The organism is Gardnerella sp. KA00718, from assembly GCF_049244285.1.
GTDB lineage: Bacteria > Actinomycetota > Actinomycetes > Actinomycetales > Bifidobacteriaceae > Bifidobacterium > Bifidobacterium vaginale.
This window is the reverse complement of sequence record NZ_CP058370.1, coordinates 985,283-1,010,754: the sequence shown is the minus strand read 5'-3', so window position 1 is coordinate 1,010,754 and position 25,472 is coordinate 985,283. Positions and strand designations below refer to the sequence as shown.

Genomic DNA, 25,472 nt, shown 5'->3' with positions numbered 1-25,472 from the left:
AGGCTGTCGGAAAGGAGGAAAAACAGATGAATAAACTAAATAGACAGCCTTCTTATACTCTAGATAATGTAGGCAAGATAACGGCACTTTACTGCCGTTTATCCAAAGACGATGAATTACAAGGTGACAGCAATTCCATTATCAATCAAAAGAGCATGCTGAAAAAGTATGCCGAGGATAATCATTTCAACAATCTTATGTTCTTTGTAGACGATGGCTACTCGGGTACTAATTTCCAGCGACCTGATTGGCTTAAATTAACTGCTCTCATTGACGAAGGAAAGATTGGAACCATTATCGTCAAGGACATGTCACGCTTGGGTAGAGATTATCTGCAAGTTGGTATGTATACAGAGATGGTATTCCCTAACGCTGATATTCGCTTTATTGCAATAAATAACGGCGTAGATAGCAATAATCAGTCAGACAACGACATGACACCTTTCATCAACATCTTCAATGAGTTTTATGCTAAAGACACAAGCAGAAAAATAAAAGCTGTGTTTAAAGCAAAAGGACAAAGTGGGAAGCCGCTCTGCATCAATCCTCCTTACGGATATCTTAAGGATCCTGAAGATAAAAATCATTGGATTGTAGATGAAGAAGCTGCCAGTGTAGTGCGTGAAATCTTTAGACTCTGCGTTAATGGGTATGGGCCTAGCCAGATTGCCAATGAGCTAATCAAAAGGAATATTCCAACACCTTCTGAGCATTTTTTCTCTCTTGGTATTAAAATTCCTTCCGCGAAATCGGAGATTAAGGGAGTCTGGAATCAAAAAACTATCTCTAATATGCTTGAAAAGCAAGAATATCTTGGGCATACGGTCAATTTCAAAACAAGAAAGAAATCGTACAAGTGCAAGAAAACATTATTGAATCCCAAAGAAGACTGGCTAATTTTCAAAAACACACACGAAGCAATTATTGACCAGGAAACTTTTGATATTGTTCAACGTATAAGAGATGGTAGACGAGTGCGTACCAATCTTGGAGAGATGCCGGTGTTATCGGGAATGCTATTTTGTGCGGATTGTGGTAACAAGCTTTATCAGGTTCGAGGAAAAGGTTGGAGCCATGATAAAGAATACTTTGTCTGTGCTACATATCGTAAGCAAAAAGGCAAATGCTCATCACATCAAATTAGAAATATTCAGATCGAAGCAATACTGCTTCACGAGCTACGAATGATTACTTCATTTGCCAAACAGCACGAAGAAGAGTTCGTGGGACTTGTGATGAAGAAAAGCGAGAAAGAACTAACCCAAAAGTTAAAGTCCTCTAATAGGGAACTCGAGCAAGCAAAAGCAAGAATTAGCAAACTTGACACAATTGTTCAGCATCTCTATGAAGACAACTTAGACGGTAAAATTTCTGATGAACGATTTAAGAGCATGTCTGAGTCCTACGACAAGGAACAAGCTGAACTGAAAAGCAAGATTGAATCCCTTGAAGCCTTTATTTCTAAAGCGCAAGAGGAATGTCTCAACGTGGATTCTTTCTTGAAATTAGTACGACAATACACAGATATACAAGAACTTAATGCAGAGATCATTCGAACCTTTGTAGATAAGATTTATGTTGAAAAATCTGAAAAGGTAGCAGGTACAAGAACCAAGAAACAAACCATATGGATACAGTGGAATTACATAGGTGCAGTTGATATTCCACTCCATAAGTAAAATCGGCGTAGCCGGTAGTAATACCGATTACGCCGATAATTTTTTAGGAATTAAATCCCTAAGTGAATGCCCCTAAATCCTATTTCTTTTTTATATTTTTCTAATTTGTTCATATTAATCATCCTCTTCTATACTAAATATTTCTTCAATACTCATATCAAAAAACTTAGCAATTTTAAAAGCCAAAGGCAGTGACGCTATATACTTCCCAGTTTCAATGGAAGTTATGGTCTGCCTTGTAACTCCAACTTCATTTGCCAATTCTTCTTGAGTTATTTTATGCTGTTTTCTTAATCGAAAAATTGTATTTTTCATTTTCCTCCTTCAACAGCAAGTTAACTTTACATATAATGTATAGCTCGCTTTGCTTTTTTTGTCAAGCGTACTTTGCTTTTTTATAATTTCTTAAACTAAAAAGACGATAGATTTTATTAACCATGTTCGTATAAAAAATGATGGAACAGAACCACAGTATTATGTAAAAGATAGCCACGCTTCGATTATTCCAAGAGATATTTTCTTTAAAGTTCAAGAAGAAATGGTAAGACGAGCCAACATGTTTAGTGGTGAGGAGAATAAAAAAAGAAGAGTTTATTCCAGTAAGTACGCTTTATCCAGCTTATGTGTTTGTTCTAAATGCGGGGATGTTTACAGAAGAATTGCTTGGAACAATCGAGGAGTGCGTTCTGTTGTTTGGCGTTGTTGTACCAGATGGGAAAATGGTCCTAGTGCTTGTGATGCTCCGACAGTACAAGAGAACGAACTGCAGTCTGCTACAGTGAAAGCCATAAACAAGGTGTTTAGTATACCGGATGAAGTATTGGATACGTTGAAGAATAATATTAGAGAAATTATTGCGGGCAACAACTTAAGTGAGATTGAGACGGTTGATAAAAAAATCGCAGACAAACAAGCGATACTACTAACCTTGCTTAAAGCTAAAAAAGACTACACGAAAATAGCTGATGAGATTGATGAGCTTAAAGTTAAGAAACAGCAGCTTCTTATAGAAAAAGCAGGTCAAGAAGATGCTAAAAGACGAATCAGAGAAATGGAAGATTTTCTGAAAAGTGAGCGTCACGAGCTTAGTGAGTATGATGAGAAGCTGGTAAGAAAGTACATCAAGAAAATAAAAGTTTACGAGGACAAGTTCAGCGTAACTTTTAAATCAGAGATTAGTGTGGATATTGAAAGGGCATCGTAAAAGCCAAAAGAATGTGAGCATTTGAAATGTTACAAAACTCAGCCTAGGGGAATCATCTCTAGGCTGTTTTTATGCTCAAAAACCAAGTTATCAAGCCAATCTTAAACCTTTTAACGATAGCTTTTCCTATCGTTAAAAAGTGCACCCAGTATACATAGTGTGCACTCAAAAAAGTGTAGCTATACTAGGAGTTCTCTCAATCCACGTCGAGACTGTCGTATTGATGTCAAAGGCTGATTAGGTGGGTGCAAATTTGCCTTTGTGTAGCAAGGCTTAGCGAGGTCTATCGTTAAAAGGTTTAATGCGTGGCGGCTTTAAGCTGGGTTCTTGTGGTTTTTGAGTGTGATTTTGCTGTTTGAGGGAAGATATCGACGCTATGGGGTCGAGTGCACAGGATGTTAACGTTAAAAAGTGCACACACTTTGCACCCACCCTGTGAAGTGGGGAATGTCAATCAACGTTGAAACTCTAACCCTGCTATCGCGCGATTAGCAAAGCTAATCGATGCGAAGCAGAGGTAGGTCTCATGTCAAGAATCTCCAAGAGAAGCGACCGAATAGGAAGCTTCGATTGGAAAGATTCGACGGCGGAGGCTCTAGTATTGATGACAAGAATAAATTAGAGTTTGTGGAGGACTGGATTGAATATAAAAGTAAAAGAAATTGAGAATAAACTAGAAAAGGAATCTGTATCTAGAGAAGTATTGTATGATCTTCAAGAATGGTTTGGAATGCCAGAAAGTACAGAAGAATATATTCAAGATTCACAGGAAAAGCCTTTTCTTGCTTGTTATATTAATGATAAACTTGTTGGGTTTATTGTGTTAAACGCAACCAGCAAGGATTGTGCAGAGATTTTTGTGATGGGTATAAAAAAGAAATTCCATAGAATGGGAGTTGGCTCGGTACTTAACAAAGCATACGAAGCTATGGCAAGGAAGATGGGTTACACATACTCACAGGTAAAAACTGTTCAGATGGGACACTACAAAGAATATGATATTACAAATCATTTTTATATCGCGATGGGATATAAAGAATTGGAATGTTTTCCAACTTTATGGGATGAGTGGAATCCGTGTCAAATATATATTAAATATCTAGGAGTGTGAGAACTCTAAGTTTATTTGCTTGAGACCTTTTAACGATAGGCAGAGATAATTGTTAAAAGGTTCATGGATATGTTTCTGCATACGAACATGTCGATAAGACATACCTAGTGTTTACTCGTTTAATCTTGTAATTACAGTATTTCTATTAAGCTTAACTTTGCCTTTTCTCTTTATATATTCTTCAATATCAAACACATTCTTCTTGTCATAATCTTCTAAGAGCGCAGTTTGGCTGTATGAGGGAAGATGTCAACGCTCTAGGGTCGGGTGCACAGGATGTTAACGTTAAAAAGTGCACCCACTTTGTACCCCCCTGTCTAAAAAATTTAACATTTTGAAAGGAGAAATAATGGAAACAATAGTATCCGCTTTATTAGTTTTTGTTTCTACATCCATTGACTACTTAGTTGTTTTGACTATTTTATTCGCTAGTCAAGGAAAGAAAGGTTTGAAATCAATTTATGTAGGGCAGTATTTAGGTACAGGACTGCTTGTACTGGCTAGTCTTATTGCCGCTTACTTTTTAAATTTTATTCCACAAGATTGGATTATCGGACTCCTTGGTCTAATTCCGCTAGGTCTTGGTATAAGAGCAATTTTTGTGGATGAAGATATTGATGAAGAAGATATCGAGGGGAAAATTACCGGAGATGGATCAAAAATCTTAGCATTTACAAGTTTAACAGTGGCAATGGGTGGAGATAATTTAGGAATTTATATCCCCTATTTTACAGGAAAGAGTTTGATTGAGATTAGTATAAGTTTAGTAATATTTGCCTTAGGGATTTTGATTCTATGCAAATTATCTCAAAATCTCGCCTCAATTTCTGCTATCGGAGAGACTGTGGAAAAGTACGAAAAAGTAATTGTACCTGTCGTGTTTATTGGACTCGGTCTTTATATATTGATTGAAAATGGAACTATTAATTATTTCATAGGTCAAGTCCTAAAAGTGGTGTAAATTCATTTCCTTCCCTTTATCTGCTATTTTTATGTTCAAACTCAAACGAGAAAAATAAGTGGTGCTTCCCACCGTCACGGCGCTTGATTGTGCTATCAGATGCAGGAGGCTGATTAGGTGGGTGCAAATTTGCCCTTGTGTAGCAGGGGTTTGCGAGGGCTATCGTTAAAAGGTTTAATGCGAAGCGGCTTTAAGCTTACTTCTCGCGGTTTTTGAGCGCAGTTTGGCTGTTTGAGGGAAGATATCAACGCTATAGGGTCGAGTGCACAGGATGTTAACGTACTTCGCGTGCGTTGAAAGCACACTGTGCTTTCAACTTTGAGCAAGCTCAGCGAATCGAAGTGCATTCGCGAATTATGTTTTAATCGATCATGCAAGTCGATTCGCCACTTTGCACCCACCCTGTGAAGTGAGGATATACAGTATAGTTTGCATAATTATTTATCACGCAAAAAACATGATAATAAAATTTATACAAGCAAAAAGAGATGTTACTCAAATGGCATAATTGTAAAAAGTCACTTTATAACGTTCTCCTATATCGTGGGGCTTAAATCTAAGCCCCACTTTTTATATTCAAAACTATTTTTTTAAATAAATAAAAGTCAAAGACTTTACATATTTAACGCTTATTCTTAGCTAAAATACCTGTTTTTAATATCATTCGTAAGCATGCACTGAACAAAAAAATACAAAACAATATATTGCATATAAAAGGTGAAATACTGCGCGCAGTTATTGCGCCTAAGTTTACAGTAAATGTCGCAAAAATACCGATAATAATTCCTTCAGTAAAATGAGTATAATGGTAACGAGCATTAGCAATACTACCACTTATAGCTGTAGGAAGCGTGACAAGCAAAGCAGTTCCTCTTGCCATAAGGTCTCCCATGCCGAGCAAAAGTTGCACGCATGGCACTATAATTCCTCCGCCACCAACGCCTAAAATACCTGAAAAAATACCAGAAAAAACGCCTATAAATATAAGACATATAGCTTTTAAAAAACTAACATTAAAATCTACATTTCTTAACGGAATCCAAACTTGACTAGAACATATAACTAGTAATACAAAAAGTGTAAAACACCAAGGAAATATTTTTTTAGGCAAAATATGTGAAAAATATACCCCAATTTGTGATCCGAAAACTGAACCTATTATTAGAAAAAATGCTGATAAAAATGACACTTTGCCGTTTAAACCGTAAACAATGCTTCCACAAAGCGACGTTATAATTATGGCAACAAGAGAAGTAGCAGTAGCATGACGCTGATCAAATTTCATAAAAACAGTTAATGCAGGAACTATCACCATTCCTCCACCTACACCGAACAATCCTGATAAGAAACCTGCTAATAGTCCAATGAAAACGATTAAAACAATATTATGGAAATTATATTTGGTTTTAAAAATATTTCTCAACATATATCTTTTCTTCACAAAATACCTCCTCGTACTTTATTCACTACTTTTACTATGTTATATGAAAAATAGAATGTTTCTATACTAGTTCAATTGTAATTTATGTATTTATTTATCTAATTAACGTAAGTAATGGATAATAAGAAGTTTATCGCAGAGACGAAAGATGTTCGTTTAACGGTGAAACGTGCTGATACCTTTGGTGTGAGCTTTGTTAACTGTGAACAAGATATATTGAGGGTTGAGGAAGCGCAAAATGTTATAAGGCTTATTCAAACTAAAAAAGTTTCAGCTTCGAATTGGCTGAGGTGGTTTACTCAGGGTATGCCTGAAATTGTTGTGAGTTTGCCACATGATGTGGAAGTTTGTGAGGTTGAATCTGATTCTAATCAAGTGCTCATCACGGATATTGAGATTGGTAAGCTTTATGTAGAAGTGAACAATGGCTTTGTATCCACTGGAGAAAGATAAAATTCATATTTAATGAAATTGACAATCAGGCCTTATGGAGGGTTTTATGGCTGAGATTTGGGATGCGTATGATAAAGAATTTAATAAATTAAAGAATATTACATTAGTGAGAGGAGAACCAATTCCTGACGGCATGTATCATTTGGTGGGCGAAGTAATTGTTAAACATATAGATGGGACTTACCTTATTATGCAAAGAGATTTTGAAAAGAAATTCGGTGGAATGTGGGAGTTGACAGCAGGTGGTTCTGCATTGCAATATGAAACACCATTAGAATGTGCAGTAAGAGAATTAAAAGAAGAAACAGGTATTGAAGCTTCAAAAATTATGGAGATCGGAAGATTTGTGCAGGATGTTTACCACTCTCTTTATGTTGAATATCTATGCGTAACCGATTGTAAGAAAAATGCAATTGCTCTTCAAAAAGGAGAAACGGTTAATTATAAGTGGGTAGATGAAAAGAGCCTTTTGGAAATGAGCCAAGACGAGTTAGTATCATCAAGGGCAATCAAACTTATTAAAACAGTAGATATATAAATTCAAGTTTGGCTGTTTGAGGGAAGATATCAACGCTCTGGGGTTGAGTGCACATGATGTTAACGTGCTTCGCTTGTGTTGAAAGCACAGTGTGCTTTCAACTTTGAGCAAGCTCAGCGAATCGAAGTGCATTCGCGAATTATGTTTTAATCGCTCATGCAAGTCGATTCGCCACTTTGCACCCAGGCTGTGAAGTCGGAAATGTTAATTAAGCACGATTCATGCACAGTATGATGAAATAATAGTTGAATCGTATGTGTCAACAAGGCGCGCAACTTTAGAACAATTTTGATTTGCTTCGGAAAAGAAACGAGTTCATTTGCGTTTATATTTATTCATACTCCCTTTTGGGGAGGTCATAGTATGTGGTTCAAGATAAATAAATTCTATGCATTTCGAGAGCTAACTTTACATATGAATCAATCTTGTGCAACATGCATGTATGAGTTCACTATCGTGAGTTACTACAACAATTGTTGTATTCATTGACTTAAGTTTTGATAGTAGCTGTGCTAGTTCTTGCATATGCGCATAGTCTAATCCGCTCGTCGGCTCGTCTAACGCTAGAATTTCTCTACCTGTTGCCAGCGCGCATGCAATTGCTAATCGCTGTTTTTGCCCACCCGATAGACTCTGCGGATGACGGTGTGCCAAAAAGTCCAAATCAAATTGTCGTAATATATTCATCGCAACATCGTTCTTATTTTTGCTGCGCTTAGGCAAACTAATTAAAACTTCATCTAAAACGCTTTCTGTAAACAGCTGGTTGCCTGTATTTTGCATCACCATAAAACATAATTTTTTACGTGCTCGATTACTTAAAACGCGATCCTCGTATTTAAAAATACCTTTGCAGTTTTTTTCTAAACCGCAAAAACAATTGAGAAAACTGGTTTTGCCAGCTCCATTTTTTCCTACAATTGCTGTAATTTGATTACGCGCAATAGCAAGCGATTTAATATTGACTATTTTCTTCTTTACGCCATGATACGCAAAGTTGAAATTTTTTAATGCGATTATCTGATCGTCTTGTGTGACAGATGGCATTTTATTAATTTGTATGGGTGATACCATAAGTCGTGTTCTCAGTCCCATTTTTTGCGCATCTATGTCGTTAAGAGCATCTTTTTGTTCGGATTTAATATCTTTAACGATCTCACCTTGTTGCATAACCACTAGGCGATCCATAATATCCCAAAGATAAGCTATTCGATGCTCAGCTACAACAATTGTTCTTCCTTGTTTTTTCCAATGCAAAATCAACTTTTTAAGCATCAACGTTGAGTCGTAATCTAAATTTGCTGAAGGTTCATCTAACAAAATTATGTTTAATCCTGCTACTTCAATTGACGCACAAGCTATTTTTTGCTTTTCGCCATCAGATAGATGAAAAATATTGCGATCCATCAAATTTTCCATGTGCAAATCAGCAACTGTTGTATCAATACGCTGATAAATATCAGATTTTGGTAGTCCTTGATTTTCACACGCAAACGCTAGTTCACTCGTTGTATCAACATTATAAAATTGTGACTTAGGATTTTGAAAAACCGTGCCTACAACATGTGCTAAATCATATAATTCATTATTTTTAAAAGATCGACCGTTTAATAGTATATCGCCTTTTACATTTCCTTGATAGAAGCGTGGAATTAAACCATTTATAAGACGTAACAGCGTTGTTTTGCCACAACCCGAAGGTCCGGTTATCAAAATTAATTCGCCATCTTCTATGCGCAAGTTAATATCATTTAATTCACTTGTATGATGGTCATCTTCAGTTCCATAATGGAAATAAACATGCCTAAATTCGATCATACGCTTACTCCTAAGCTACACAACAACCAAAAACATATGACCGACAAAGAAATGAGTAATAAAAACCAATCTTGTATTCGAAAACCAATTTGGCAAATATTAGTTCGCTTGATAGGGTAGCCTAATCCTCGAATTAACGCTGCTGCCGATAGTTCTTCGCCAATACGTACACCCGAACTAATCATAGGAATTAATTGGTACTCTAATATTTTTCCAATACCAACTGCTCCTATATGAATTTCACGCATATTCATAGCGCGACAAATTGATTTCCATTCTGTTGCAATCGTTGGAAACATTCTAAACATAACTGACATTGGCACAATAATGGCTCGTGGCATATGTATTTTTTCCATTGCTGCAATAAATTCACTCACCGAAGTTGTAGCTATAACATAATTGCCCATTGCAACTGTTGCTACAAAGCGCGTAAGAATATATCCGCACATTAAAGCGATAGGTTTTATCATACTAGGCAAATATGGTATCACCAAAAGACAGCCATAACCTATTATGAGCATGATACTTGCATGCCAAAATTTTTTCCATTGTTGTTCTATCAAAAGCAGCACAAAAGGAATGATAGATAATACAAAACTTATATCTTTCATGCGTGCGCCACACACGCCGCCCATTACGAATATTGCTAATAGCAAAACAAGGACGATTTTTACGCGTGGATCTAGAAAACTGCGTTTGTTCTTTTGCGCTGCTAGAGATGAATATGCCATTAAACAAGACCAGCTTTTTCAAAATGTTTTTTCAAAACTTTTTGACCAAACAGTCCGCCTAAAATACCGCAGATAAAGCATACAATTAGCAGAACGAACGCCATCCAATTTGGTAGGAGCTGAGCAACAGCCTCGGCATAAGCTTTACCAAAGCTTGCACGTTGTGCAAAATATTGTTCGCGATCAAGAAACAGTGACATATAGTTGCCATACATCCACAGGCTAAAAAATCCATATGTCAAAACAGCTTTTTTAGCACTGGCATAGTTGCCACTTTTGAACACAATTTCTGCAATCAAACCAGCAATCGCACTTGTTAACAACGACCACATTCCCATGCCTGTGAGCACCATCAATAGACCCATCATGATTGCCATGATAAAAATCATTCCTGGCTTTTTAACTTTGGTCAAAAAGAGCATAAAAGGAATACCGCCTATAATTGGCATTAATACCGCAAGGAGCGGCAAAAAGACGGGTACTATCCCAAGCATTGATATTACACATACAATAACAAAATAAATGGCTCCAAATATACCAATGTTTATCAGGTCATGACCACTTAATTTAGTTGCGCGTTCCATAACAAATTCCTCCTTTTTCTATCATGCGCGTTCTACACGCGCTCAAACTAATACGAAAACTCCTCTGCTGCACACGTTTTATCAATAAGATTTTGATAAGTAGGGCTTATCTGGATAAGCTCGGCATGTGTACCGCATGCTTCAACGTGACCATCTTTTAACACAACTATTCGATCAACATTTTCAATTGACTTCATGCGGTGAGAAATAATAATCACAGTCTTATTTTTTACCAATTCGGTAAGTGACTGTTGAATTTTAATCTCGTTGTCAACGTCTAAACTTGAAGCAATTTCATCAAGAATAAGAATTGGTGAGTTTTTCAAAAATGCGCGCGCTATTGATATACGCTGACGCTCGCCTCCAGAAAGCTGCTGACCGTTTTCGCCGATAATGGTGTTGATCCCATCTGGGAGTGCGTCAATAAAGTCGCAATGCGCAAGCTGAGCTGCATGTTTCACTTCTTCGTCTGTAGCATCTTCTCGACCTATACGAATATTTTCCAAAATGCTTGTGTTGAAGAGAGTAACATCTTGAAAAACGATAGATATATTTCGGTACAGGTTTTCAGTAGAAACTTTCCGTATATCTACGCCGTCAATACGAATGCTACCAGAATTAAAATCGTACAGACGCGCTATAAGTCGAAGCAGAGTTGTTTTTCCGCAGCCTGACTGCCCAACAAGTGCGCAAACTGTTCCATGCGGCACAGTAAAACTTACGTCGTTTAGCACAGGAGTAGCGTCATCGTAAGAAAAGCTGAGCTTGTTTATCTCTATATCAAAATTAGCAAATTGAGTAGCGCGTTTATCTGTAGTGTGTACGTCTGTAGCAGCTTCCGGCTGCACATCTAATACCTTTGCGTCGCGAATTTCACGAATACGCTTCACAGCCGAATTGATATAGAAAACTTCCATAAGGAATTCCATATTCGAGTCCACAAATTCTTTGAGCTTCATGGCAGCAAGAACGTAGCCTAGCAGATATAGCACAGAAATTTCGCCAGTTTGCATAAGAAAAATGCCACCGATAATCGTGAATGCCAACGAAAAATGCGAGAAAATATCGGCAAATATCAGCAAGAACCCAGCGTTGCGTTCGCTTTCCCACTGGACGCGGAGCGTGTCATCAAGCTTGGCATAAAGCTTTGTTTTTATACGTTCTGCAAGATTAAACGCCGCAATTTCCTTGGACAGCTCAATACGATCTTGAAACGCTTGAGAATTTTCGCGTAATCGCAGGTAATGTTTGTTGTGCTGCGCACGTACATAGCGCTTTGATACTACAATCAGCAAAAACGAAAGAAGCGTAGGGCCAACGGCACAAATCGCCATTTTCCAGTTCCCTATGAACATTAATACAGAAAGAAATGGTAAGAATAAACAAAACGCGAGCAGTTTCGGAACTGCGTGACTTTCTGCATGCTCAAGTGACGCTACGTCTGCCATAATACTTTGAGAGAGATCGGTAAGATCGTGTTTTGCGAAGTAAGACATTTCTAGTCGCGAAAGTTTCTCTGCAATATTAAGACGCAAATGAGCTGCTTCTTTATATGTTTCGTTATATTGTGCTTCGTATTCAAAACTCAATAGCACTGCCATTACCACCAAGGTCACAATAGAACACACAAGATAGATGGCTGTACTATGTACATGGCGTAGTAACAGATGATCTACCAACAATAGCAGCAGCATTGAAGGAACCATATTGATAACAAATACCAAAAAACTAAGTACACCCGATTTAAAAGCGCCTCGTACACCTTGATCGGTAAGAGCAAACGTATTTTTTAAAAACTTAATCATTAACAACCCTCCACTCATTAGCTTGGGTGTAAATTGTGTACAAATGTGTATATTGGCCATTTTGCGCCATAAGCTGAGCATGTGAACCGCGCTCAACAATGTGTCCGTGGTCAACAAGCAAAATCTCATCCACACCCGTAATGGACGTCAGACGATGTGCAATCATAATGACCGTTTTACCACGCATTAAACGTTTAAATGCTTTTTGTAACTCATGCTCGTTGTCTGCGTCAATAGAAGCAGACGCTTCGTCCATAATTACGATGGGAGAATTTTTTAAAATGGCACGAGCAATCGCAACGCGTTGAGTTTCTCCACCTGAAAGATACACGCCTTTTGTTCCAATTATGGTATTTTCTCGCTTATCTAATTTATCTAATACCGAATCAAGTCCTGCTGCAGAAATCGCAGACATTACTTCCTCGTGGCTTGCGTCATGTTTTACGCAGCTAACATTGTTATATAGTGTGTCACTAAACAACTTAGAATCTTGAAAAACAAAGGAAATTTCTTGCATGAGCGCTTCTTGAGAATATGTGTTAAGAGGTTTATTGCCAATTAAAATTTCTCCAGAACTTATGTTGTAATATGCGCACATCAGTTTAGCAATTGTAGATTTACCTGATCCAGATTTTCCTACTAGAGCATATATCTTATTTTCTGCTAAATTGAAGGACAGATTTTTCAAAACTTCTTTTTTGTCATACGAGAACGAAACGTTACGAAACTCAATGTTGTGATTTGCAAAATGATCTTCATTGCCAAAATGTATTTCTTCTTTCGACATTTGCGCATAAAGCTTCTCAAGCGAATCAACCGCATGATTACCCTGGAACGAGTACATGCCAATGTACATAACGCGCATAAATGCTGCAAACATTAATCCCGATACGAAAAACGTCATAATTAAATCGAGAGCCAAACGTTTGGGACTGCCCAAATCGTCAATAAAAAATACCAGCGGCAGTGTAAGTATTGCAATAATACCAAAGAAAAGGCATTCATACACAACGTATCCTGCTTTGCAATGCTTTGAATATTGGTAAGCATATGTTGAATAATTGTGAATAAGTTTGGATAGCTTTTTCATGGAACTTACTGAAACGCCAAAGATTTTGATAACAGAAATGCCACGAATATATTCGACTGTTTCGGCAGATAGATTATCGAGTGCGTCTTGGTACATTTTCATGAATTGCTTGCCGCCCATCATGCTAGCCATAATAGCGCTACCGACAATAGTAAGTATTAGAATGCATAAACCTACGCGCCAGCTTATGCAAAAGCTGAATGCAATTATGAAAAATGGCATAAGGATTGCGCGCGTAGCGTCAGGAATCATGTGTGCGACAATCGTGTGAGTGAGCGCTGCATTGTCGTCAATAGTTTTGCGAATAGTTCCAGATGAATGTGTGTCAAAGAATGTAAAACTTGCACGATTTAAGCCTTCAACACCGCGTTTGCGCAAAACATTTTCTAAATTGAATCCCACGTAATGAGCCATAAGACCCGACGCGCCAAGACATAAACTGCCGGTAAGTAAAAGCAGTGCAATGACGAATGCAAAATTTTGAGCGACAGGCAAGTTTTCGTCAATAATAAGCGCATGCAAAAAACAATGTATCGCATAATATCCGCAAGTAGTTAGTAGAGCTGACAAAGCTGAAACGAGTACTGCTCCAATAGCTAAACCCTTAAACTGTGGAATATAGGCAAACAGTTTGCGGTATGTGTTCATGAGAGCTCCTTTGCTGGTAAAGAAGTTGAAGATGCTTGAACAGACTCTTGTATGCTGCCTAACTGATTGTTTCCCTCGTCGCTGGAGCGAGTAGCGCCGCGGCTGTTGCCCTCGTGACTGGATTGAGCGGTGTCCTGTTTCAAAATATTCAAGAGCAGCTGCTTAATAAGCGCCTGATTATCTTGTACAAGTTTGTGTTCGTTGAGCACATGCGCAGAAAGAATGATCGCGTTTACAAAAAACGCCATAAGTTCAAAATTCGAAGGCTTAACAGAAAGCGTTTCTGCATCGATGTTATGTGCCCTAAACGTATCAAAAGCAGTGTGTTCAAGCTGTCTATATACCTGTTCAAGCTGGGGGTTTCTCTTCTTAGCCAACAAAAGTTCCACGTAGACGGGCATAAGCGCATTGCTATCAACTGCTTTTCTGGCCATTTCATCAGCAAGAAGATCAATGCTCCATTGCTTGCCATCCTCTATAGATTTCATCATGATGGTGTTGCGGTATGCGATGCCGTCGAGCATGATGTCGTGGAGTATGTCGGTTGTATTCTTGTAGTAGTGATAAAACCCACCCTTTGATAAGCCTGTTTCTTTTACCAGGTCTTCCATGGTTGTGTTCTCAAAGCCTTGTTTGACAAAAATACGTATAGCAGCATGCTTTATTGCTTGCTTGCGTTCATTAAAACTAAGCCGCTTATTACGAGCCATGCAATTCACCTCACACCACAAGCTGGTAAAGGGTTAACGCGCCAAATAGTTGTCATGAGTCAACGCGTAAAAAGTCTTCGCGCCTTGGCTACATCTAAGGGGTCGTCATCCTATCGACGGATGCGTCGATACATACAGTATAAGTTAGATAGTGTTTACTGTCAAGCTCTTGCTTGAAAGTAAACACTATTTGTCGATGCTGGTTAGAAGAGTGCCTGCTTGTGCTAATAAAATTCATAAGAAACTAGGCGATAGTTCAGCAAATCCATAAACGCATACCGTATTTATAGTTTGCATATATGTACCACAGTACAAAAAAGTTCAATCGTTCGTGTATTTTTGGGCTACATGGGGAGTGTCGTATTGATGTCAAGGGCTGATTAGGTGGGTGCATTTTTGCCCTTGTGTAGCAGGGGTTTGCGGGGTCTATCGTTAAAAGGTTTAATGCGAAGCGGCTTTAAGCTGGGTTCTCGCGGTTTTTGAGCGCAGTTTGGCTGTTTGAGGAAACATATCGACGGTGTAGGGTCGAGTGCACAGGATGTTAACGTACTTCGCTTGCGTTGAAAGCACACTGTGCTTTCAACTTTGAGCAAGCTCAGCGAATCGAAGTGCATTCGCGAATTATATTTAATCGCTCATGCAAGTCGATTCGCCACTTTGCACCCAGCTTTGTGAAATAAGTAAGACGATAGTTAAGTTGCTTGAAGTACTAAGTTATATATGAGTACATGGTATAATAGTGGCAATTATTTTCGGAGGTATCAAAAGATGGTAATTAATAAATCCTGTTCTAACTAATGTAGAGAGGTTAAATCCTCTCGGTATTTTCAAGGAGGATTTATGATACGTATTGATAATTTAACAAAAGTTATAGGTGCAAGAACTTTATTTGCGATTGATCATCTATCTATTGGTGCTTGTGACAAGGTTGGTTTAATTGGTGATAACGGCACAGGCAAAACCACCTTTTTACGCATACTTTCAAGTCTTGATACTGACTATGCGGGGCGAGTTCAAATGGACGACGAGATTAGTTATTTGCTCAACAATTTAGAAGATGAACTCGGTTTTATGTATCAGCGTCGTTTTCAGCAGAATTGTAGTAGTAGTCCAGGCGAGCAGCAAAGATTGAAACTGGAGCACCTTTTAGTTGATAATAAAGCATTTTTGCTTATTGACGAGCCTACATCACATTTAGACATTAAGCAAAGAAAGCTATTAGCTAAACGGCTCTATTCTCGCAATAAGGGTTTTATTCTTGTCTCCCATGATCGAGATTTTATTAATCAAACCTGTACGAAAATTTTCGAATTGGTCAATGGGAAAATTGAGGTTTATAGCGGTGATTATTCGTTTTACCTATGCGAAAGAGAAAAGAGGTATAAGTGTGCTGAGAGGGAATATGAGAGTTATGTAAAAGAAAAGAAGCGTCTTTTACAGGTTGCAAATGCAATAAAACAGCAGTCAGCAAAAGTAAAAACCACACCCAAAAGGATGGGTAACTCAGAAGCTAGGCTGCATAAAATGGGTGGGCAACAAAATAAGAAGAAGCTCGACAAACAGGTAAAAGCCACTTTAGAAAGAGTAAATCAACTAGAGGTGAAGAGTAAGCCATATCAAAATGCAGCCATCAAGCTCAATATGGACGAGCGAGAAAAAATTCATTCCAAGGTACTCATCAGGGCAGAAAATCTCAATAAGAGCTTTGATAGCAAGGTGATTTTTAAGAATGTCAATTTTGCGATAGACAATACAAATAAAGTTGCCTTATTAGGTGACAACGGTTCAGGGAAAACCACTTTGCTCAACATGATTCTTAACGGTGAAACGTGGACACATCCGAATTTACGAATTGGTTACTATAGTCAGCTAGGAGAAACACTCGACTATACAAAAACGATTCTAGGCAACGTATTACCTTATTCAATCTATGACCAGTCAATGACGAGAATCATCTTGGCTCGTCTAGGTTTCAAAACAAATGATGTGTTCAAGCAAGTGAATGTGCTTAGTGATAGTGAAAAAGCCAAGGTGAAATTGGCGAAGCTTCTAACAGGTAACTTTAATTATTTGCTGATGGATGAGCCAACTAACTTTTTAGATATTCGTGCCATAGAAGCCTTAGAAGAGCTGCTTCAAGGCTACGACAGACCCTTGCTTTTCGTGACGCATGATGTGTCCTTTATCAATAATGTAGCGGATTCTTTGTTACTTATCGAGAATGAAAAGATTACTGGTTTTGAAGGTAATTTGCAGCAATATAATGAGGAAAATGAGGTTTAAACTAATTATCATAATGAGAATATTTGCTGTTATTCGCTGGCATTGAACAAATGAGAAGTTTAGTGCCCAGAAATACATAGATGTCAATTGCAATTATCCTGGTGATTGGGATGGTGTAATAGAACGCATTGAAGAAATATAGCTCAAAAGGTAAAATGAAACCTGAATATTAGTATGTGTACGAGGAGGTGTTTAAGGATAATGGATAAGCTCGTTCGTTTTTGCCGTGAAGTAGCGACATTCGGCTTGACGGTTGCCTTAATCGCGATGCTGCTTGCCTTAATATGGGGTGGCACACTTGCTATTAGAGTTGGTTTTACCTCTTTTGCTATTGGTGTCACAGTGATCTCGCTTAAGACTGTCCTTCGAAAGACTGATTGAATTTTGTGAGGTTGAATCTGATTCTAATCAAGTGCTCATCACAGATATTGAGATTGGTAAGCTTTATGTAGAAGTGAACAATGGCAAGGTAGAAGTTGTTAATTTGAAAGCGGATGATGTCTTTCTTAAATGTTGTAATGGGTCGGCTTCAGCAACAAACGTAGAAGTAACTCATGTTTGTACACTTGATACGTTAAATGGCATGAGTATTTTAGAAGGAACAATCACCAAGGATGCAAGCCTTGAAGTAGATTGTGAGAATGGTATTAGCGAGGTTTCTGATAAGAAGAAGGTAAATTGTAAAAACGATGGGTTTGCGCATTACATGGTGCACTGCCTTAATGGAAAAGCTGTAGTTAAGTAATACTGTTGTGGTGTTTTATGTCCGCTACTTTGATCAATCGCACGAAATAGTGTTTGGCATATTCTAAAAAATGCTTTTAAATGTTGGAGTATTAGGCTTGGTGGTTTTTAATCCAGGTGTAAAGGTCATTTTCATTTGCTTTGCCTGATGCAACTTTGAGAATAATATCGATCAGTTCTTCATCTTTATAAGACAACATAATGTTGTTGAGTGCTAGAAAGATTAGCATTACATGTGTGCCGATACGCTTGTTTCCGTCTATAAAAGGGTGGTTTTTTATAAGACCAAAAGCTAGACGTGCTGCCTTATCTAAGACAGATGGGAAAAGTTCATTCTCGTCAAATGTTTGCAGTGGGGTCTTTAATGCAGAATCAAGCATTCCTTCATCTCGTATACCTGAAGAACCACCGCTTGTTTCAATCAGAGCTTGGTGAAGTTTAATAACTTGTTCTCGTGTTAAATACTTCATTTGGCAAGTTCCTCATAGACTTTTTTGTTCTTTTTTATGAACATGTTGGATAAAGCCATAACTTCATCGTTTGTTGGAACAGTAACTTTTTCAGTTTTGGCTTTTGGGAATTCTAAAATTACGTAGCGAGGAGCGTTGTTTTTCAAAATAACAGCTGATCCGTATGTGTCAACAAGTCGCGCAACTTTGGAAAAGTTTTGATTTGCTTCAGAAATAGAAACAAGCGTGTCTGTATTTACATTCATATCAAGAACCTCCATTTTTAGGAGAATTATAGCATATATTTTAGGATAAATAAATCCTAAGTATTTTGAGAGTTATTTTATAAATGACATATAGTCTATATGTGATTTAGTTGTTTATGTTTTGGGGAACAAATCGGTGTAATAATTGTAAAAAAGTTCCCTACATTATTTGATTTCTCACGGTAAAGGCTTGTTGGTTATTCCAGAAAATAAAGTTCCTGAGTTTAAGAAGTTGCTTGTTGAATATTATGAGGGTGAAGATTTGCAGGTGATTGCTTCGTTTATGATGGATATTGTTGGAAGCATTAAACGAGCACTGATTGGCTATTTTGTTTGCTGCGTGCATTTTCTGCATAAGACGATAAGTTAACCAATTTGAGCGTAATTTTAAAGTTGAACTTGAAATTTACGCCCATTATTAGAACACTGCGGCTTCAATCTCAAAGGTGAATTTTTAATTTGTTTCGTTTATAATAGAAACAACTATAAAAAACAATAAATTTATCGACTATAATCGAAATTGTAAGCAAAGCTGTAATCGAAAGGTGTGAGGATATGTCATATATATTACGTAAAAAATATCTTAATAAGATCAAACCTTTTATTGACAAGCCTATTATGAAGGTGATTACAGGTATGAGACGAGTGGGAAAGTCCACTTTGTTAAAAATGATTCAATCTGAATTGCTTGTAGACGTTCCTCAAAGTCGTATTATTTATATCAATTTAGAATCAGCTCAATACTTATCTGTGAAAAATGATTTTGATCTGCAGAAATTAATTACAGAACGTAGTCAACAAATAGAAGGTAAAATATATTTTTTCTTTGATGAAATTCAATTAGTTTCTCACTGGGAACGTGTTATAAATGCGCTTAGAGTTGATTATGATTGCGATATTTATTTGACTGGTTCTAACTCAAAATTATTGTCCGGAGAGCTTGCCACCTTGCTTGCGGGGCGTTACGTAAGTTTTGAGGTGCTTCCTTTTACTTTTAGTGAATTCGTGAATTTGTATCAAAGTTTGAATTTAAGCATACAGGAATTATTTCAGCTATATATCAAAATTGGTGGTATGCCTCCTCTTCATTATTTTAATGGGGAAGAGGAGCCGAGTTTTAGATATTTAAACGACATTTATAATACCGTTGTTGTTAAGGATATACTTGAATACAATTCGATCCGAGATGTTGACGTATTTAATCGCATTTTACTTTTTTGTTTAGATAATATTGGACAAAGTTTTTCGGCTAATAGTTTACGTAAATATTTTGTTAGCGAAAATCGTAAAGTTTCAGTTGATACCATTTTGAATTACTTGAATTTTTTCCAAGCGGCGTATCTTCTGAAAAAAGTTCCACGCTATGACAGTGTTGGAAAAAAGTTATTGACGGTTGAGGAAAAATACTATATAACAGATCATGGTTTTAGACAAGCAGTAGGCTTCTCAAACGTTGCGTCAATTGAACGTATTCTAGAAAATATTGTCTATATTGAGCTTTTGTCTCGTGGTTTTCAGGTTCAAGTTGGTCGTATTAATAATCAAGAAATCGATTTCATTGCTACTAGACAAGGTGAAACTGAGTATTATCAAGTCTCTTATTTGATGGCTAGCGAAGAGACTCGTAGCCGGGAATTTGGTGTTTATCGATTGGTTAAGGATAATTATCCTAAATATGTTTTGTCGATGGATACAATGAATTTTTCGCAAGAAGGGATTATACACAAATATTTACCAGATTTTCTACTGGAAGAGAATGCGTAATCTGCTTGATTTTGCTCTCATGTAGATTATGTTTCGCGATGGCTATTATTAAAAGGTTTAATTTGAAAGCGTAAGTGCGATGTTTCATAGTTTTCCTTGCGAATTGGCGGGATATTAGTACTACGATTGGCGAGTTTTCATTCCGACGATTGGCGAAATTCTGTTCCGATGTTTGGCGGCATCAGTGAAGATGATTGGAAAGCGCGGTGTGAAAATGAAAGAAAACGAATTGGCGGTCGGTTGCGCTCATTTGTCGGCAGAAATTGCGCTTTCAACGGCAATTGCCAACCGCACTTGCTACTACGCAACTGCTGTTTCAGCTATAATTTCACCATGATCATGATGAATTCTAGTTTGAAATGGAGATGTTTTTATGATTTTAGCAGATAAAATATTGGAACTGCGTAAACAAAACGGTTGGTCGCAGGAAGAATTGGCGGACAAATTGGGCGTCAGTCGCCAAGCTGTTTCCAAATGGGAAGGCGCACAAAGTATCCCGGATATGGAACGGATAATTGCATTGAGCCGTTTGTTTGGTGTTAGTACAGATCTTCTGGTAAAAGATGAAATTGATGTTATGGGGAAGAACGTCAACGCAGATGAAAATGCCTGCCAGGAAGAAGCCGGCGTTCGCATGCGGGTAATTGAGCTGGAAGAAGCCTCCGCTTATATTGCTCACAGAATATCATTTGCCGCCTATGTTGCTCTAGGCGTTCTTCTTTGTATTCTGGCGGCAATCCCGTTGGTCGGCAGTGATCTTTTGCTTTCTCACACAGTAAATGCGCAAGTCGGTAAAACTTTGGGCTTAGCATTTAGTGTTGCGATTATTACTGTAGCTGTAGCTATTTTTATTATTCAGAGTTTCCACGGAAAGCGTTATCAATATTTGGAAAAAGAGGACTTTGAAACGGCTTACGGAGTTGACAGTGTGCTCAAAGAACGCTTGGAACGGTTCATGCCGTCGTATGTGCTGCGGACGGTCAGCGGTGTCGTTTTATGTATGGTTGCCTTTATTTTTCTTATAATTTCGGATATAGCGCCGAAATTTTATCAACTTTCATCCGGCTTTTTTGTAGTTATCGCTATTGCCCTGGTGGCAGCAGCCGTTTATTTATTCGTACAGGCGAATATTGTCCGCTCGTCCTATTACCGTTTGCTGCAACCGAAGAAAAAGATTGTCTATCCTGCAAAGATTAGGTTATTCCTCCAAGCTTACTGGCTTATAATTGTCTGCATTTATTTAGTCTACAGTTTCATCACGTCCGATTGGGGAAGAAGTTGGATTGTTTGGCCGTTGGCCGCATTGACTTACGGAGTAATAGAAGTAGTGCTCAAAGCGTGGATGCTCGGAAAGAAATAAGTGACTTTCAGCGTCGATTTTGTGGCGAATAATGTTAAGGTTGTTGCTTCTTGCATGGTGGATACGTTAAATGGTACGAGTGTTTTAGAAGGAGAAATACCTAAGGATGCATGTCTTGAAGTAGTTTGTGAGAATGGTATTAGCGAGGTTTCTGATAAGAATAAGGTCAATCTTAGTTGTAATAATCTTGGGCGCAAAACAGACGGATGTGCTCACTACGTTGTGCATTGCTTAAATGGGAAAGCTATTGCGAAGTAGCAGACATATAGATCAAAAAAGAAGCAATAAAACTTGATATAAGTTGGAATTAGAGCGTATATAGACATACCAATAAAGGAGGAAGCCGTATATGCTCTATGTAAAATTTGATGATTTCGAAGATGTTAGTGTCATGGGAAATGAGAAAGACCGTGGCATGTTTATTCCAATTAAGGATGGAAATGTGTATGCTGAGTGCGAACGGTGCGGTGTAGTTGAAAGGATCACCTCACCATGCGAATTCATTGCTAGCACATTTAAGTCAAGAGTGAACTTTAATGAAGGTTATGAATTTTGCGAGAAGTGCTTGCAAGAGGTTGAGTTTGTTACTGTCGCTTTGAGAACTGGAAAATTGCCTAATCGAGAATTGAAATAACTGAAAAAGCAAAGCAGTGATAACCGTAGTAATACAGGAAAAACTAAAGGGTTAGACCAATTTCTGAAAATAGCCTAACAATCTCACGTTGAAGCTATAGCGTTGATACAAAAGATGTAAATTTAGAAATCCTGCATTTTAAGCAGTTTTATAAGCATTTTGTATTTGAAAAAGATGAAGAAGGATACGTCAAAACAGGCCGGCAATTCTATTGCGGTGGATGTTTTAATGTAGATTAGTGTAATGAATACTCTAAAGATTATATAATAACAACAAACAGATTTTTTTATATAGTATTAGACTCTGTATACTATTTTAAAGGAAACTAATAAAATGAAGAAAATGAAGAAAATATTTTTTGGAATCTTTTCAGTTATTATTATTTTAGTAGTTTTAGTTTTTAGTCTTAGGATATATAACGACCATAAGTATAAAGATATCAATGCTTTAAATTTTCCTGAATATTATAAGGATGTTACTAATATAAGTCTATACCCTACAGATATTAATGGAGTTGATGTAACTTATGTAGATGAGGGTAGAATGCAAGGATTTAGATTTGTACCTAAAGAAAAATCACATAAGGGTCTTGTAATTTGTTTTGGAGGTTCTGAAGGAAGTCCAAATTTTGAAAATGCTAAGATATTAGCAAAAGAAGGCTATGAAACCTTTGCTCTATTTATGTTTGGTATGAAAAATCAAGAATCGACTTTGACAAAAATTCCCTTAGAACAATTTGATGATGTTATCAATTATATAAATAAAAATATAAAAGACAATAAACCGATAAGTGTTTTGGGAGCGTCAAAAGGGGCAGAATATGCACTTAATTTGGCTTGCAAATATCCTGAAATAGATAATCTGATTTTAATATCGCCTTCGTCTTATAATTTTGCTGGTCTAGATTTTAAAGATTATGGTTCATCATGGACATATAAAGGAAAGCAACTTCCATATATAGATATAAAAAAATCATCATTTAACTCATTTCTAAAAAATATTATTGTTCCAACTATAATTAAAAGTCCTATTAGTTATAAAGAATCTTATAAAAGCGCAATAGAACAAGACTCCTCAAGCCAAGAAAAACTAATACCAGTCAAAAATGTTAAGGCAAATATATTAATGATGGCTGGCGAAGATGATTTGATGTGGGATAGCTTTGCCATGGCAAAAAAAATAAAAGAGCAAAACCCTAATGCAAAGATTTATTCTTATAAAGGAGCAGGACATATATTTGCAGGCAATGGTGTTTTAAATCTAGGAAGAATTAGAATTGCAACAGGTGGAACAATTGAAAGCAATGATAAAGCAAGAAGTGAATCAAGAAAAACTATTGATGCTTTCTTAAAAGAAAATCATAAATAGATAATTACTTGTGTGTTCAAAGTAAAGGTCAAGAGCTCTTATGGCAAGGATATTATAAACAAGGTCGGCAGGCAGGATTTAAGGACATGCAAACGAGTTAATTCTTTTTGAGACATAGATAATCTTTCCATCCTTGTATTTTAATCTAACTAACTAATTTGTTTCTAATCCTTCCCGGCAATTGTTTGTTACACGGGTGGGTGAAATTTTAATTGGTTAGTTACAGGGGTGAAATTATCATAGATTAATAGCATTACGGGCTGATTAGGTGGGTGCAAATTTGCCCTTGTGTAGCAGGGCTTAGCGAGGGATATCGTTAAAAGGTTTAATGTGTGGCGGATTTAAGCTGGGTTTTCGCGGTCTTTGAGAGTGATTTTGCTGTATAGGGGAAGATATCGACGCTCTGGGGTTGAGTGCACAGTATGTTAACGTACTTCGCTTGCGTTGAAAGCACGCTGTGCTTTCAACTTTGAGCAAGCTCAGCGAATCGAAGTGCATTCGCGAATTATATTTAATCGCTCATGCAAGTCGATTCGCCACTTTGCACCAAGGCTGTGAAGTGGGAAAATAAGGTTTAGGCTAATTATCGAAGTGGTTCAATTACGATAATTATGCAAAACTATATAGATCTGTTCTATCAGTCCACAGCTCACACTGAGTCATTACTGTTTGAACAGCATCTTCCATACCTTCAGGAGGATAGTGGTGCTCCTTAAGAAACATAAATACCCGCCGGAGGGCATGGATGACGCTGTTGCTACTGTAATGCTTCAGTGTGACCTCTGGGCGGACAACAATGATATGGAGCATCGGGTAGTTAACTATAGTGAGGTACTGAAAGAGAGTAATAATCAGGAATTGATTATGGTTGCCGAAGACAGAGGAGTTTATGATAATAATGAGTGCTGGTACAGCTGATATAACGAAAAGAAGATGTTGTGGTTTCTTGGCGGCTTTCGAATAGAGTTTCCTGATAATCAAAAGGCAAAAATGAAATGGAGAAATAATTATGAGTTCAAACGTAATAAGACATGATAACATTATCCCTTTAGTAACGCGTCAAAGCATAGCAAGCAGATATCATACGGTTACGAAAGCTATAAATCAAGAGTTTTGGAATTCAACGAGTGAAACTACACATAGTCTCTATGTTGGTTCTTATGGAAGAAACACAGCAATAAATACAAGCGACATAGATATACTTGTTGAAATTCCAGAAGATGAATATAATCGGTACTCATATTCTAAATGGAATGGGCAATCTAGACTTTTACAGGCTGTGAAGAATGCGATTGAAACTCACTATTCAAGAAGCGATATTAGGGCAGATGGTCAGGTTGTTAAAATTGCCTTTTCTGATGGGATGAAATTTGAAGTGTTACCAGCGTTTCCGCAGACAAGTTTGGGTGGTAGTGTTTCATACAAATATCCAGATACGAATATGGGAGGAAACTGGAGAACAACAGATCCTAAGTCTGAGCAAAAAGCAATGAAGGAAAAGAACAGCTCATCTAATGGGTTATTGTGTGCTACTTGTAAGCACATAAGAACGATCAGAGATGATTCTTATTCGAGCTATCATCTGTCAGGAATTTTAATTGATTCCTTTGTATATGTTGCGATGGAAGGATGGCATTTTACGGATGGAGATAGCAATTCCTCAAGCCAACCAAGATCGTATGAACAGGCATTACTTGATTATTATAATCATATTCCATGCAACGAAATACTTGCGCCAAGTCTATCTGCTCCCGGAAGTGGAATGTCGATTGATACTACAAAAGGATGGGATGTCCTCGGCAAGATCCTAAATAAAATGGTATCGGAGTAA

Annotated in this window: 25 protein-coding genes and 4 pseudogenes; 18 read left to right on the top strand and 11 right to left on the bottom strand. The window is 37.4% G+C overall.

What is annotated here, in order from left to right:
- Positions 1-26: 26 nt before the first annotated feature.
- A complete protein-coding gene (locus HXT55_RS04080) occupies positions 27-1,679 on the top strand; it encodes a recombinase family protein (protein ID WP_050567752.1) in 1,653 nt (550 codons plus the stop codon).
- A 114-nt stretch (positions 1,680-1,793) separates the two neighbouring features.
- Here the strand turns inward: HXT55_RS04080 and HXT55_RS04075 are convergent, their stop codons facing one another.
- On the bottom strand, positions 1,794-1,994 hold the full coding sequence (locus HXT55_RS04075; protein ID WP_004111744.1) for a helix-turn-helix transcriptional regulator: 201 nt from the start codon (positions 1,992-1,994) through the stop codon (positions 1,794-1,796).
- A 241-nt stretch (positions 1,995-2,235) separates the two neighbouring features.
- On the opposite strand from HXT55_RS04075, the gene HXT55_RS04070 reads away from it, so the two are divergent.
- Both HXT55_RS04070 and HXT55_RS04065 read left to right on the top strand, forming a co-directional pair.
- Entirely contained in the window at positions 2,236-2,883 is a 648-nt protein-coding gene (locus HXT55_RS04070; RefSeq protein ID WP_004111742.1) for a zinc ribbon domain-containing protein, read from the top strand.
- Positions 2,884-3,523: 640 nt separating this feature from the next.
- Entirely contained in the window at positions 3,524-3,994 is a 471-nt protein-coding gene (locus HXT55_RS04065; RefSeq protein ID WP_004111719.1) for a GNAT family N-acetyltransferase, read from the top strand.
- A 111-nt stretch (positions 3,995-4,105) separates the two neighbouring features.
- On the opposite strand, the pseudogene HXT55_RS04060 reads toward HXT55_RS04065, so the two are convergent.
- Positions 4,106-4,216 (bottom strand): annotated as a pseudogene (locus tag HXT55_RS04060) (conjugal transfer protein TraG); the annotation flags it as partial.
- Positions 4,217-4,343: 127 nt separating this feature from the next.
- On the opposite strand from HXT55_RS04060, the gene HXT55_RS04055 reads away from it, so the two are divergent.
- On the top strand, positions 4,344-4,955 hold the full coding sequence (locus HXT55_RS04055; RefSeq protein WP_004120505.1) for a CadD family cadmium resistance transporter: 612 nt from the start codon (positions 4,344-4,346) through the stop codon (positions 4,953-4,955).
- Between the two features lie 622 nt (positions 4,956-5,577).
- On the opposite strand, the gene HXT55_RS04050 is transcribed toward HXT55_RS04055, so the two are convergent.
- Positions 5,578-6,381 (bottom strand): sulfite exporter TauE/SafE family protein, encoded by an 804-nt coding sequence (locus HXT55_RS04050; RefSeq protein WP_421792796.1) that lies wholly within the window; start codon positions 6,379-6,381, stop codon positions 5,578-5,580.
- A gap of 129 nt (positions 6,382-6,510) precedes the next feature.
- Between HXT55_RS04050 and HXT55_RS04045 the strand changes: the two genes are divergently transcribed.
- Together HXT55_RS04045 and HXT55_RS04040 are read left to right on the top strand one after the other, a co-directional pair.
- Positions 6,511-6,849, top strand: a complete 339-nt coding sequence (locus HXT55_RS04045; protein WP_004573940.1) for a hypothetical protein — start codon at positions 6,511-6,513, stop codon at positions 6,847-6,849.
- A 46-nt stretch (positions 6,850-6,895) separates the two neighbouring features.
- Positions 6,896-7,387 (top strand): NUDIX hydrolase, encoded by a 492-nt coding sequence (locus HXT55_RS04040; protein ID WP_004120512.1) that lies wholly within the window; start codon positions 6,896-6,898, stop codon positions 7,385-7,387.
- A 408-nt stretch (positions 7,388-7,795) separates the two neighbouring features.
- On the opposite strand, the gene HXT55_RS04035 is transcribed toward HXT55_RS04040, so the two are convergent.
- From HXT55_RS04035 to HXT55_RS04010, 6 genes are read right to left on the bottom strand one after another with little or no spacing between them, the layout of a single operon-like run.
- Positions 7,796-9,205, bottom strand: a complete 1,410-nt coding sequence (locus HXT55_RS04035; RefSeq protein WP_101887808.1) for an ABC transporter ATP-binding protein — start codon at positions 9,203-9,205, stop codon at positions 7,796-7,798.
- On the bottom strand, positions 9,202-9,936 hold the full coding sequence (locus tag HXT55_RS04030; RefSeq protein WP_101887807.1) for an energy-coupling factor transporter transmembrane component T: 735 nt from the start codon (positions 9,934-9,936) through the stop codon (positions 9,202-9,204). The genes HXT55_RS04035 and HXT55_RS04030 overlap by 4 nt, the downstream gene beginning before the upstream one ends.
- Positions 9,936-10,520, bottom strand: coding sequence for an MptD family putative ECF transporter S component (locus tag HXT55_RS04025; protein WP_004120520.1), 585 nt, complete (start codon positions 10,518-10,520; stop codon positions 9,936-9,938). The genes HXT55_RS04030 and HXT55_RS04025 overlap by 1 nt, the downstream gene beginning before the upstream one ends.
- A gap of 47 nt (positions 10,521-10,567) precedes the next feature.
- Positions 10,568-12,325, bottom strand: coding sequence for an ABC transporter ATP-binding protein (locus tag HXT55_RS04020; RefSeq protein ID WP_101887806.1), 1,758 nt, complete (start codon positions 12,323-12,325; stop codon positions 10,568-10,570).
- On the bottom strand, positions 12,318-14,063 hold the full coding sequence (locus HXT55_RS04015) for an ABC transporter ATP-binding protein (RefSeq protein WP_101887805.1): 1,746 nt from the start codon (positions 14,061-14,063) through the stop codon (positions 12,318-12,320). The genes HXT55_RS04020 and HXT55_RS04015 overlap by 8 nt, the downstream gene beginning before the upstream one ends.
- Entirely contained in the window at positions 14,060-14,773 is a 714-nt protein-coding gene (locus HXT55_RS04010; RefSeq protein ID WP_016827934.1) for a TetR/AcrR family transcriptional regulator, read from the bottom strand. Before HXT55_RS04010 ends, HXT55_RS04015 begins: the two co-directional genes overlap by 4 nt.
- A gap of 840 nt (positions 14,774-15,613) precedes the next feature.
- On the opposite strand from HXT55_RS04010, the gene abc-f reads away from it, so the two are divergent.
- From abc-f to HXT55_RS03995, 3 genes and pseudogenes are all read left to right on the top strand, one after another.
- Entirely contained in the window at positions 15,614-17,056 is a 1,443-nt protein-coding gene (gene abc-f, locus HXT55_RS04005) for a ribosomal protection-like ABC-F family protein (protein ID WP_421792534.1), read from the top strand.
- A 201-nt stretch (positions 17,057-17,257) separates the two neighbouring features.
- Entirely contained in the window at positions 17,258-17,437 is a 180-nt protein-coding gene (locus HXT55_RS04000) for a hypothetical protein (protein WP_064623140.1), read from the top strand.
- Positions 17,433-17,801: pseudogene (locus HXT55_RS03995) on the top strand (hypothetical protein); the annotation flags it as partial. The gene HXT55_RS04000 and the pseudogene HXT55_RS03995, both read left to right, overlap by 5 nt.
- A 91-nt stretch (positions 17,802-17,892) precedes the next feature.
- Here the strand turns inward: HXT55_RS03995 and HXT55_RS03990 are convergent.
- Together HXT55_RS03990 and HXT55_RS03985 are read right to left on the bottom strand one after the other, a co-directional pair.
- The gene (locus tag HXT55_RS03990) at positions 17,893-18,270 is read right to left on the bottom strand and encodes a type II toxin-antitoxin system death-on-curing family toxin (RefSeq protein ID WP_004123519.1); all 378 of its coding nucleotides are present in this window, start codon (positions 18,268-18,270) and stop codon (positions 17,893-17,895) included.
- The gene (locus HXT55_RS03985; protein WP_004120533.1) at positions 18,267-18,515 is read right to left on the bottom strand and encodes a prevent-host-death protein; all 249 of its coding nucleotides are present in this window, start codon (positions 18,513-18,515) and stop codon (positions 18,267-18,269) included. The genes HXT55_RS03990 and HXT55_RS03985 overlap by 4 nt, the downstream gene beginning before the upstream one ends.
- A gap of 169 nt (positions 18,516-18,684) precedes the next feature.
- On the opposite strand from HXT55_RS03985, the gene HXT55_RS03980 reads away from it, so the two are divergent.
- From HXT55_RS03980 to HXT55_RS03940, 9 genes and pseudogenes are all read left to right on the top strand, one after another.
- A complete protein-coding gene (locus HXT55_RS03980) occupies positions 18,685-18,885 on the top strand; it encodes a hypothetical protein (RefSeq protein ID WP_064623667.1) in 201 nt (66 codons plus the stop codon).
- Positions 18,886-19,070: 185 nt separating this feature from the next.
- Positions 19,071-20,279, top strand: coding sequence for an ATP-binding protein (locus HXT55_RS03975; protein ID WP_421792531.1), 1,209 nt, complete (start codon positions 19,071-19,073; stop codon positions 20,277-20,279).
- A gap of 184 nt (positions 20,280-20,463) precedes the next feature.
- A complete protein-coding gene (locus tag HXT55_RS03970) occupies positions 20,464-20,616 on the top strand; it encodes a hypothetical protein (RefSeq protein WP_174143060.1) in 153 nt (50 codons plus the stop codon).
- 36 nt (positions 20,617-20,652) lie between these two features.
- Positions 20,653-21,639: a helix-turn-helix domain-containing protein gene (locus HXT55_RS03965; RefSeq protein WP_421792529.1), complete on the top strand. Its 987-nt coding sequence runs from the start codon at positions 20,653-20,655 to the stop codon at positions 21,637-21,639.
- Positions 21,640-21,663: 24 nt separating this feature from the next.
- Positions 21,664-21,897: pseudogene (locus HXT55_RS03960) on the top strand (hypothetical protein); the annotation flags it as partial.
- 91 nt (positions 21,898-21,988) lie between these two features.
- Positions 21,989-22,273 carry a hypothetical protein gene (locus HXT55_RS03955; RefSeq protein ID WP_004123534.1) on the top strand — a complete coding sequence of 95 codons (285 nt, stop codon included), beginning with the start codon at positions 21,989-21,991 and terminating at the stop codon, positions 22,271-22,273.
- A 333-nt stretch (positions 22,274-22,606) separates the two neighbouring features.
- Positions 22,607-23,641, top strand: coding sequence for an alpha/beta fold hydrolase (locus HXT55_RS03950; protein ID WP_004117905.1), 1,035 nt, complete (start codon positions 22,607-22,609; stop codon positions 23,639-23,641).
- 708 nt (positions 23,642-24,349) lie between these two features.
- A pseudogene (locus HXT55_RS03945) lies at positions 24,350-24,559 on the top strand (type I restriction endonuclease subunit R); the annotation flags it as partial.
- Between the two features lie 91 nt (positions 24,560-24,650).
- Positions 24,651-25,472 (top strand): SMODS domain-containing nucleotidyltransferase, encoded by an 822-nt coding sequence (locus HXT55_RS03940; protein WP_004125829.1) that lies wholly within the window; start codon positions 24,651-24,653, stop codon positions 25,470-25,472.

Excerpts from the sequence above, each read along its gene's own strand:
- HXT55_RS04025 (WP_004120520.1), bottom strand. The coding sequence starts at position 10,520 with ATGGAACGCGCAACTAAATTAAGTGGTCATGACCTGATAAACATTGGT.
- HXT55_RS03940 (WP_004125829.1), top strand. The coding sequence starts at position 24,651 with ATGAGTTCAAACGTAATAAGACATGATAACATTATCCCTTTAGTAACG.
- HXT55_RS04070 (WP_004111742.1), top strand. The coding sequence starts at position 2,236 with ATGTTTAGTGGTGAGGAGAATAAAAAAAGAAGAGTTTATTCCAGTAAG.
- HXT55_RS04045 (WP_004573940.1), top strand. The coding sequence starts at position 6,511 with ATGGATAATAAGAAGTTTATCGCAGAGACGAAAGATGTTCGTTTAACG.
- HXT55_RS03950 (WP_004117905.1), top strand. The coding sequence starts at position 22,607 with ATGAAGAAAATGAAGAAAATATTTTTTGGAATCTTTTCAGTTATTATT.
- HXT55_RS03965 (WP_421792529.1), top strand. The coding sequence starts at position 20,653 with ATGATTTTAGCAGATAAAATATTGGAACTGCGTAAACAAAACGGTTGG.
- HXT55_RS04035 (WP_101887808.1), bottom strand. The coding sequence starts at position 9,205 with ATGATCGAATTTAGGCATGTTTATTTCCATTATGGAACTGAAGATGAC.
- HXT55_RS04055 (WP_004120505.1), top strand. The coding sequence starts at position 4,344 with ATGGAAACAATAGTATCCGCTTTATTAGTTTTTGTTTCTACATCCATT.
- HXT55_RS04050 (WP_421792796.1), bottom strand. The coding sequence starts at position 6,381 with ATGTTGAGAAATATTTTTAAAACCAAATATAATTTCCATAATATTGTT.
- HXT55_RS04080 (WP_050567752.1), top strand. The coding sequence starts at position 27 with ATGAATAAACTAAATAGACAGCCTTCTTATACTCTAGATAATGTAGGC.
- HXT55_RS03955 (WP_004123534.1), top strand. The coding sequence starts at position 21,989 with ATGCTCTATGTAAAATTTGATGATTTCGAAGATGTTAGTGTCATGGGA.
- abc-f (WP_421792534.1), top strand. The coding sequence starts at position 15,614 with ATGATACGTATTGATAATTTAACAAAAGTTATAGGTGCAAGAACTTTA.
- HXT55_RS03975 (WP_421792531.1), top strand. The coding sequence starts at position 19,071 with ATGTCATATATATTACGTAAAAAATATCTTAATAAGATCAAACCTTTT.
- HXT55_RS03990 (WP_004123519.1), bottom strand. The coding sequence starts at position 18,270 with ATGAAGTATTTAACACGAGAACAAGTTATTAAACTTCACCAAGCTCTG.
- HXT55_RS04000 (WP_064623140.1), top strand. The coding sequence starts at position 17,258 with ATGGATAAGCTCGTTCGTTTTTGCCGTGAAGTAGCGACATTCGGCTTG.
- HXT55_RS04040 (WP_004120512.1), top strand. The coding sequence starts at position 6,896 with ATGGCTGAGATTTGGGATGCGTATGATAAAGAATTTAATAAATTAAAG.
- HXT55_RS04020 (WP_101887806.1), bottom strand. The coding sequence starts at position 12,325 with ATGATTAAGTTTTTAAAAAATACGTTTGCTCTTACCGATCAAGGTGTA.
- HXT55_RS04015 (WP_101887805.1), bottom strand. The coding sequence starts at position 14,063 with ATGAACACATACCGCAAACTGTTTGCCTATATTCCACAGTTTAAGGGT.
- HXT55_RS04030 (WP_101887807.1), bottom strand. The coding sequence starts at position 9,936 with ATGGCATATTCATCTCTAGCAGCGCAAAAGAACAAACGCAGTTTTCTA.
- HXT55_RS04010 (WP_016827934.1), bottom strand. The coding sequence starts at position 14,773 with ATGGCTCGTAATAAGCGGCTTAGTTTTAATGAACGCAAGCAAGCAATA.
- HXT55_RS04075 (WP_004111744.1), bottom strand. The coding sequence starts at position 1,994 with ATGAAAAATACAATTTTTCGATTAAGAAAACAGCATAAAATAACTCAA.
- HXT55_RS03985 (WP_004120533.1), bottom strand. The coding sequence starts at position 18,515 with ATGAATGTAAATACAGACACGCTTGTTTCTATTTCTGAAGCAAATCAA.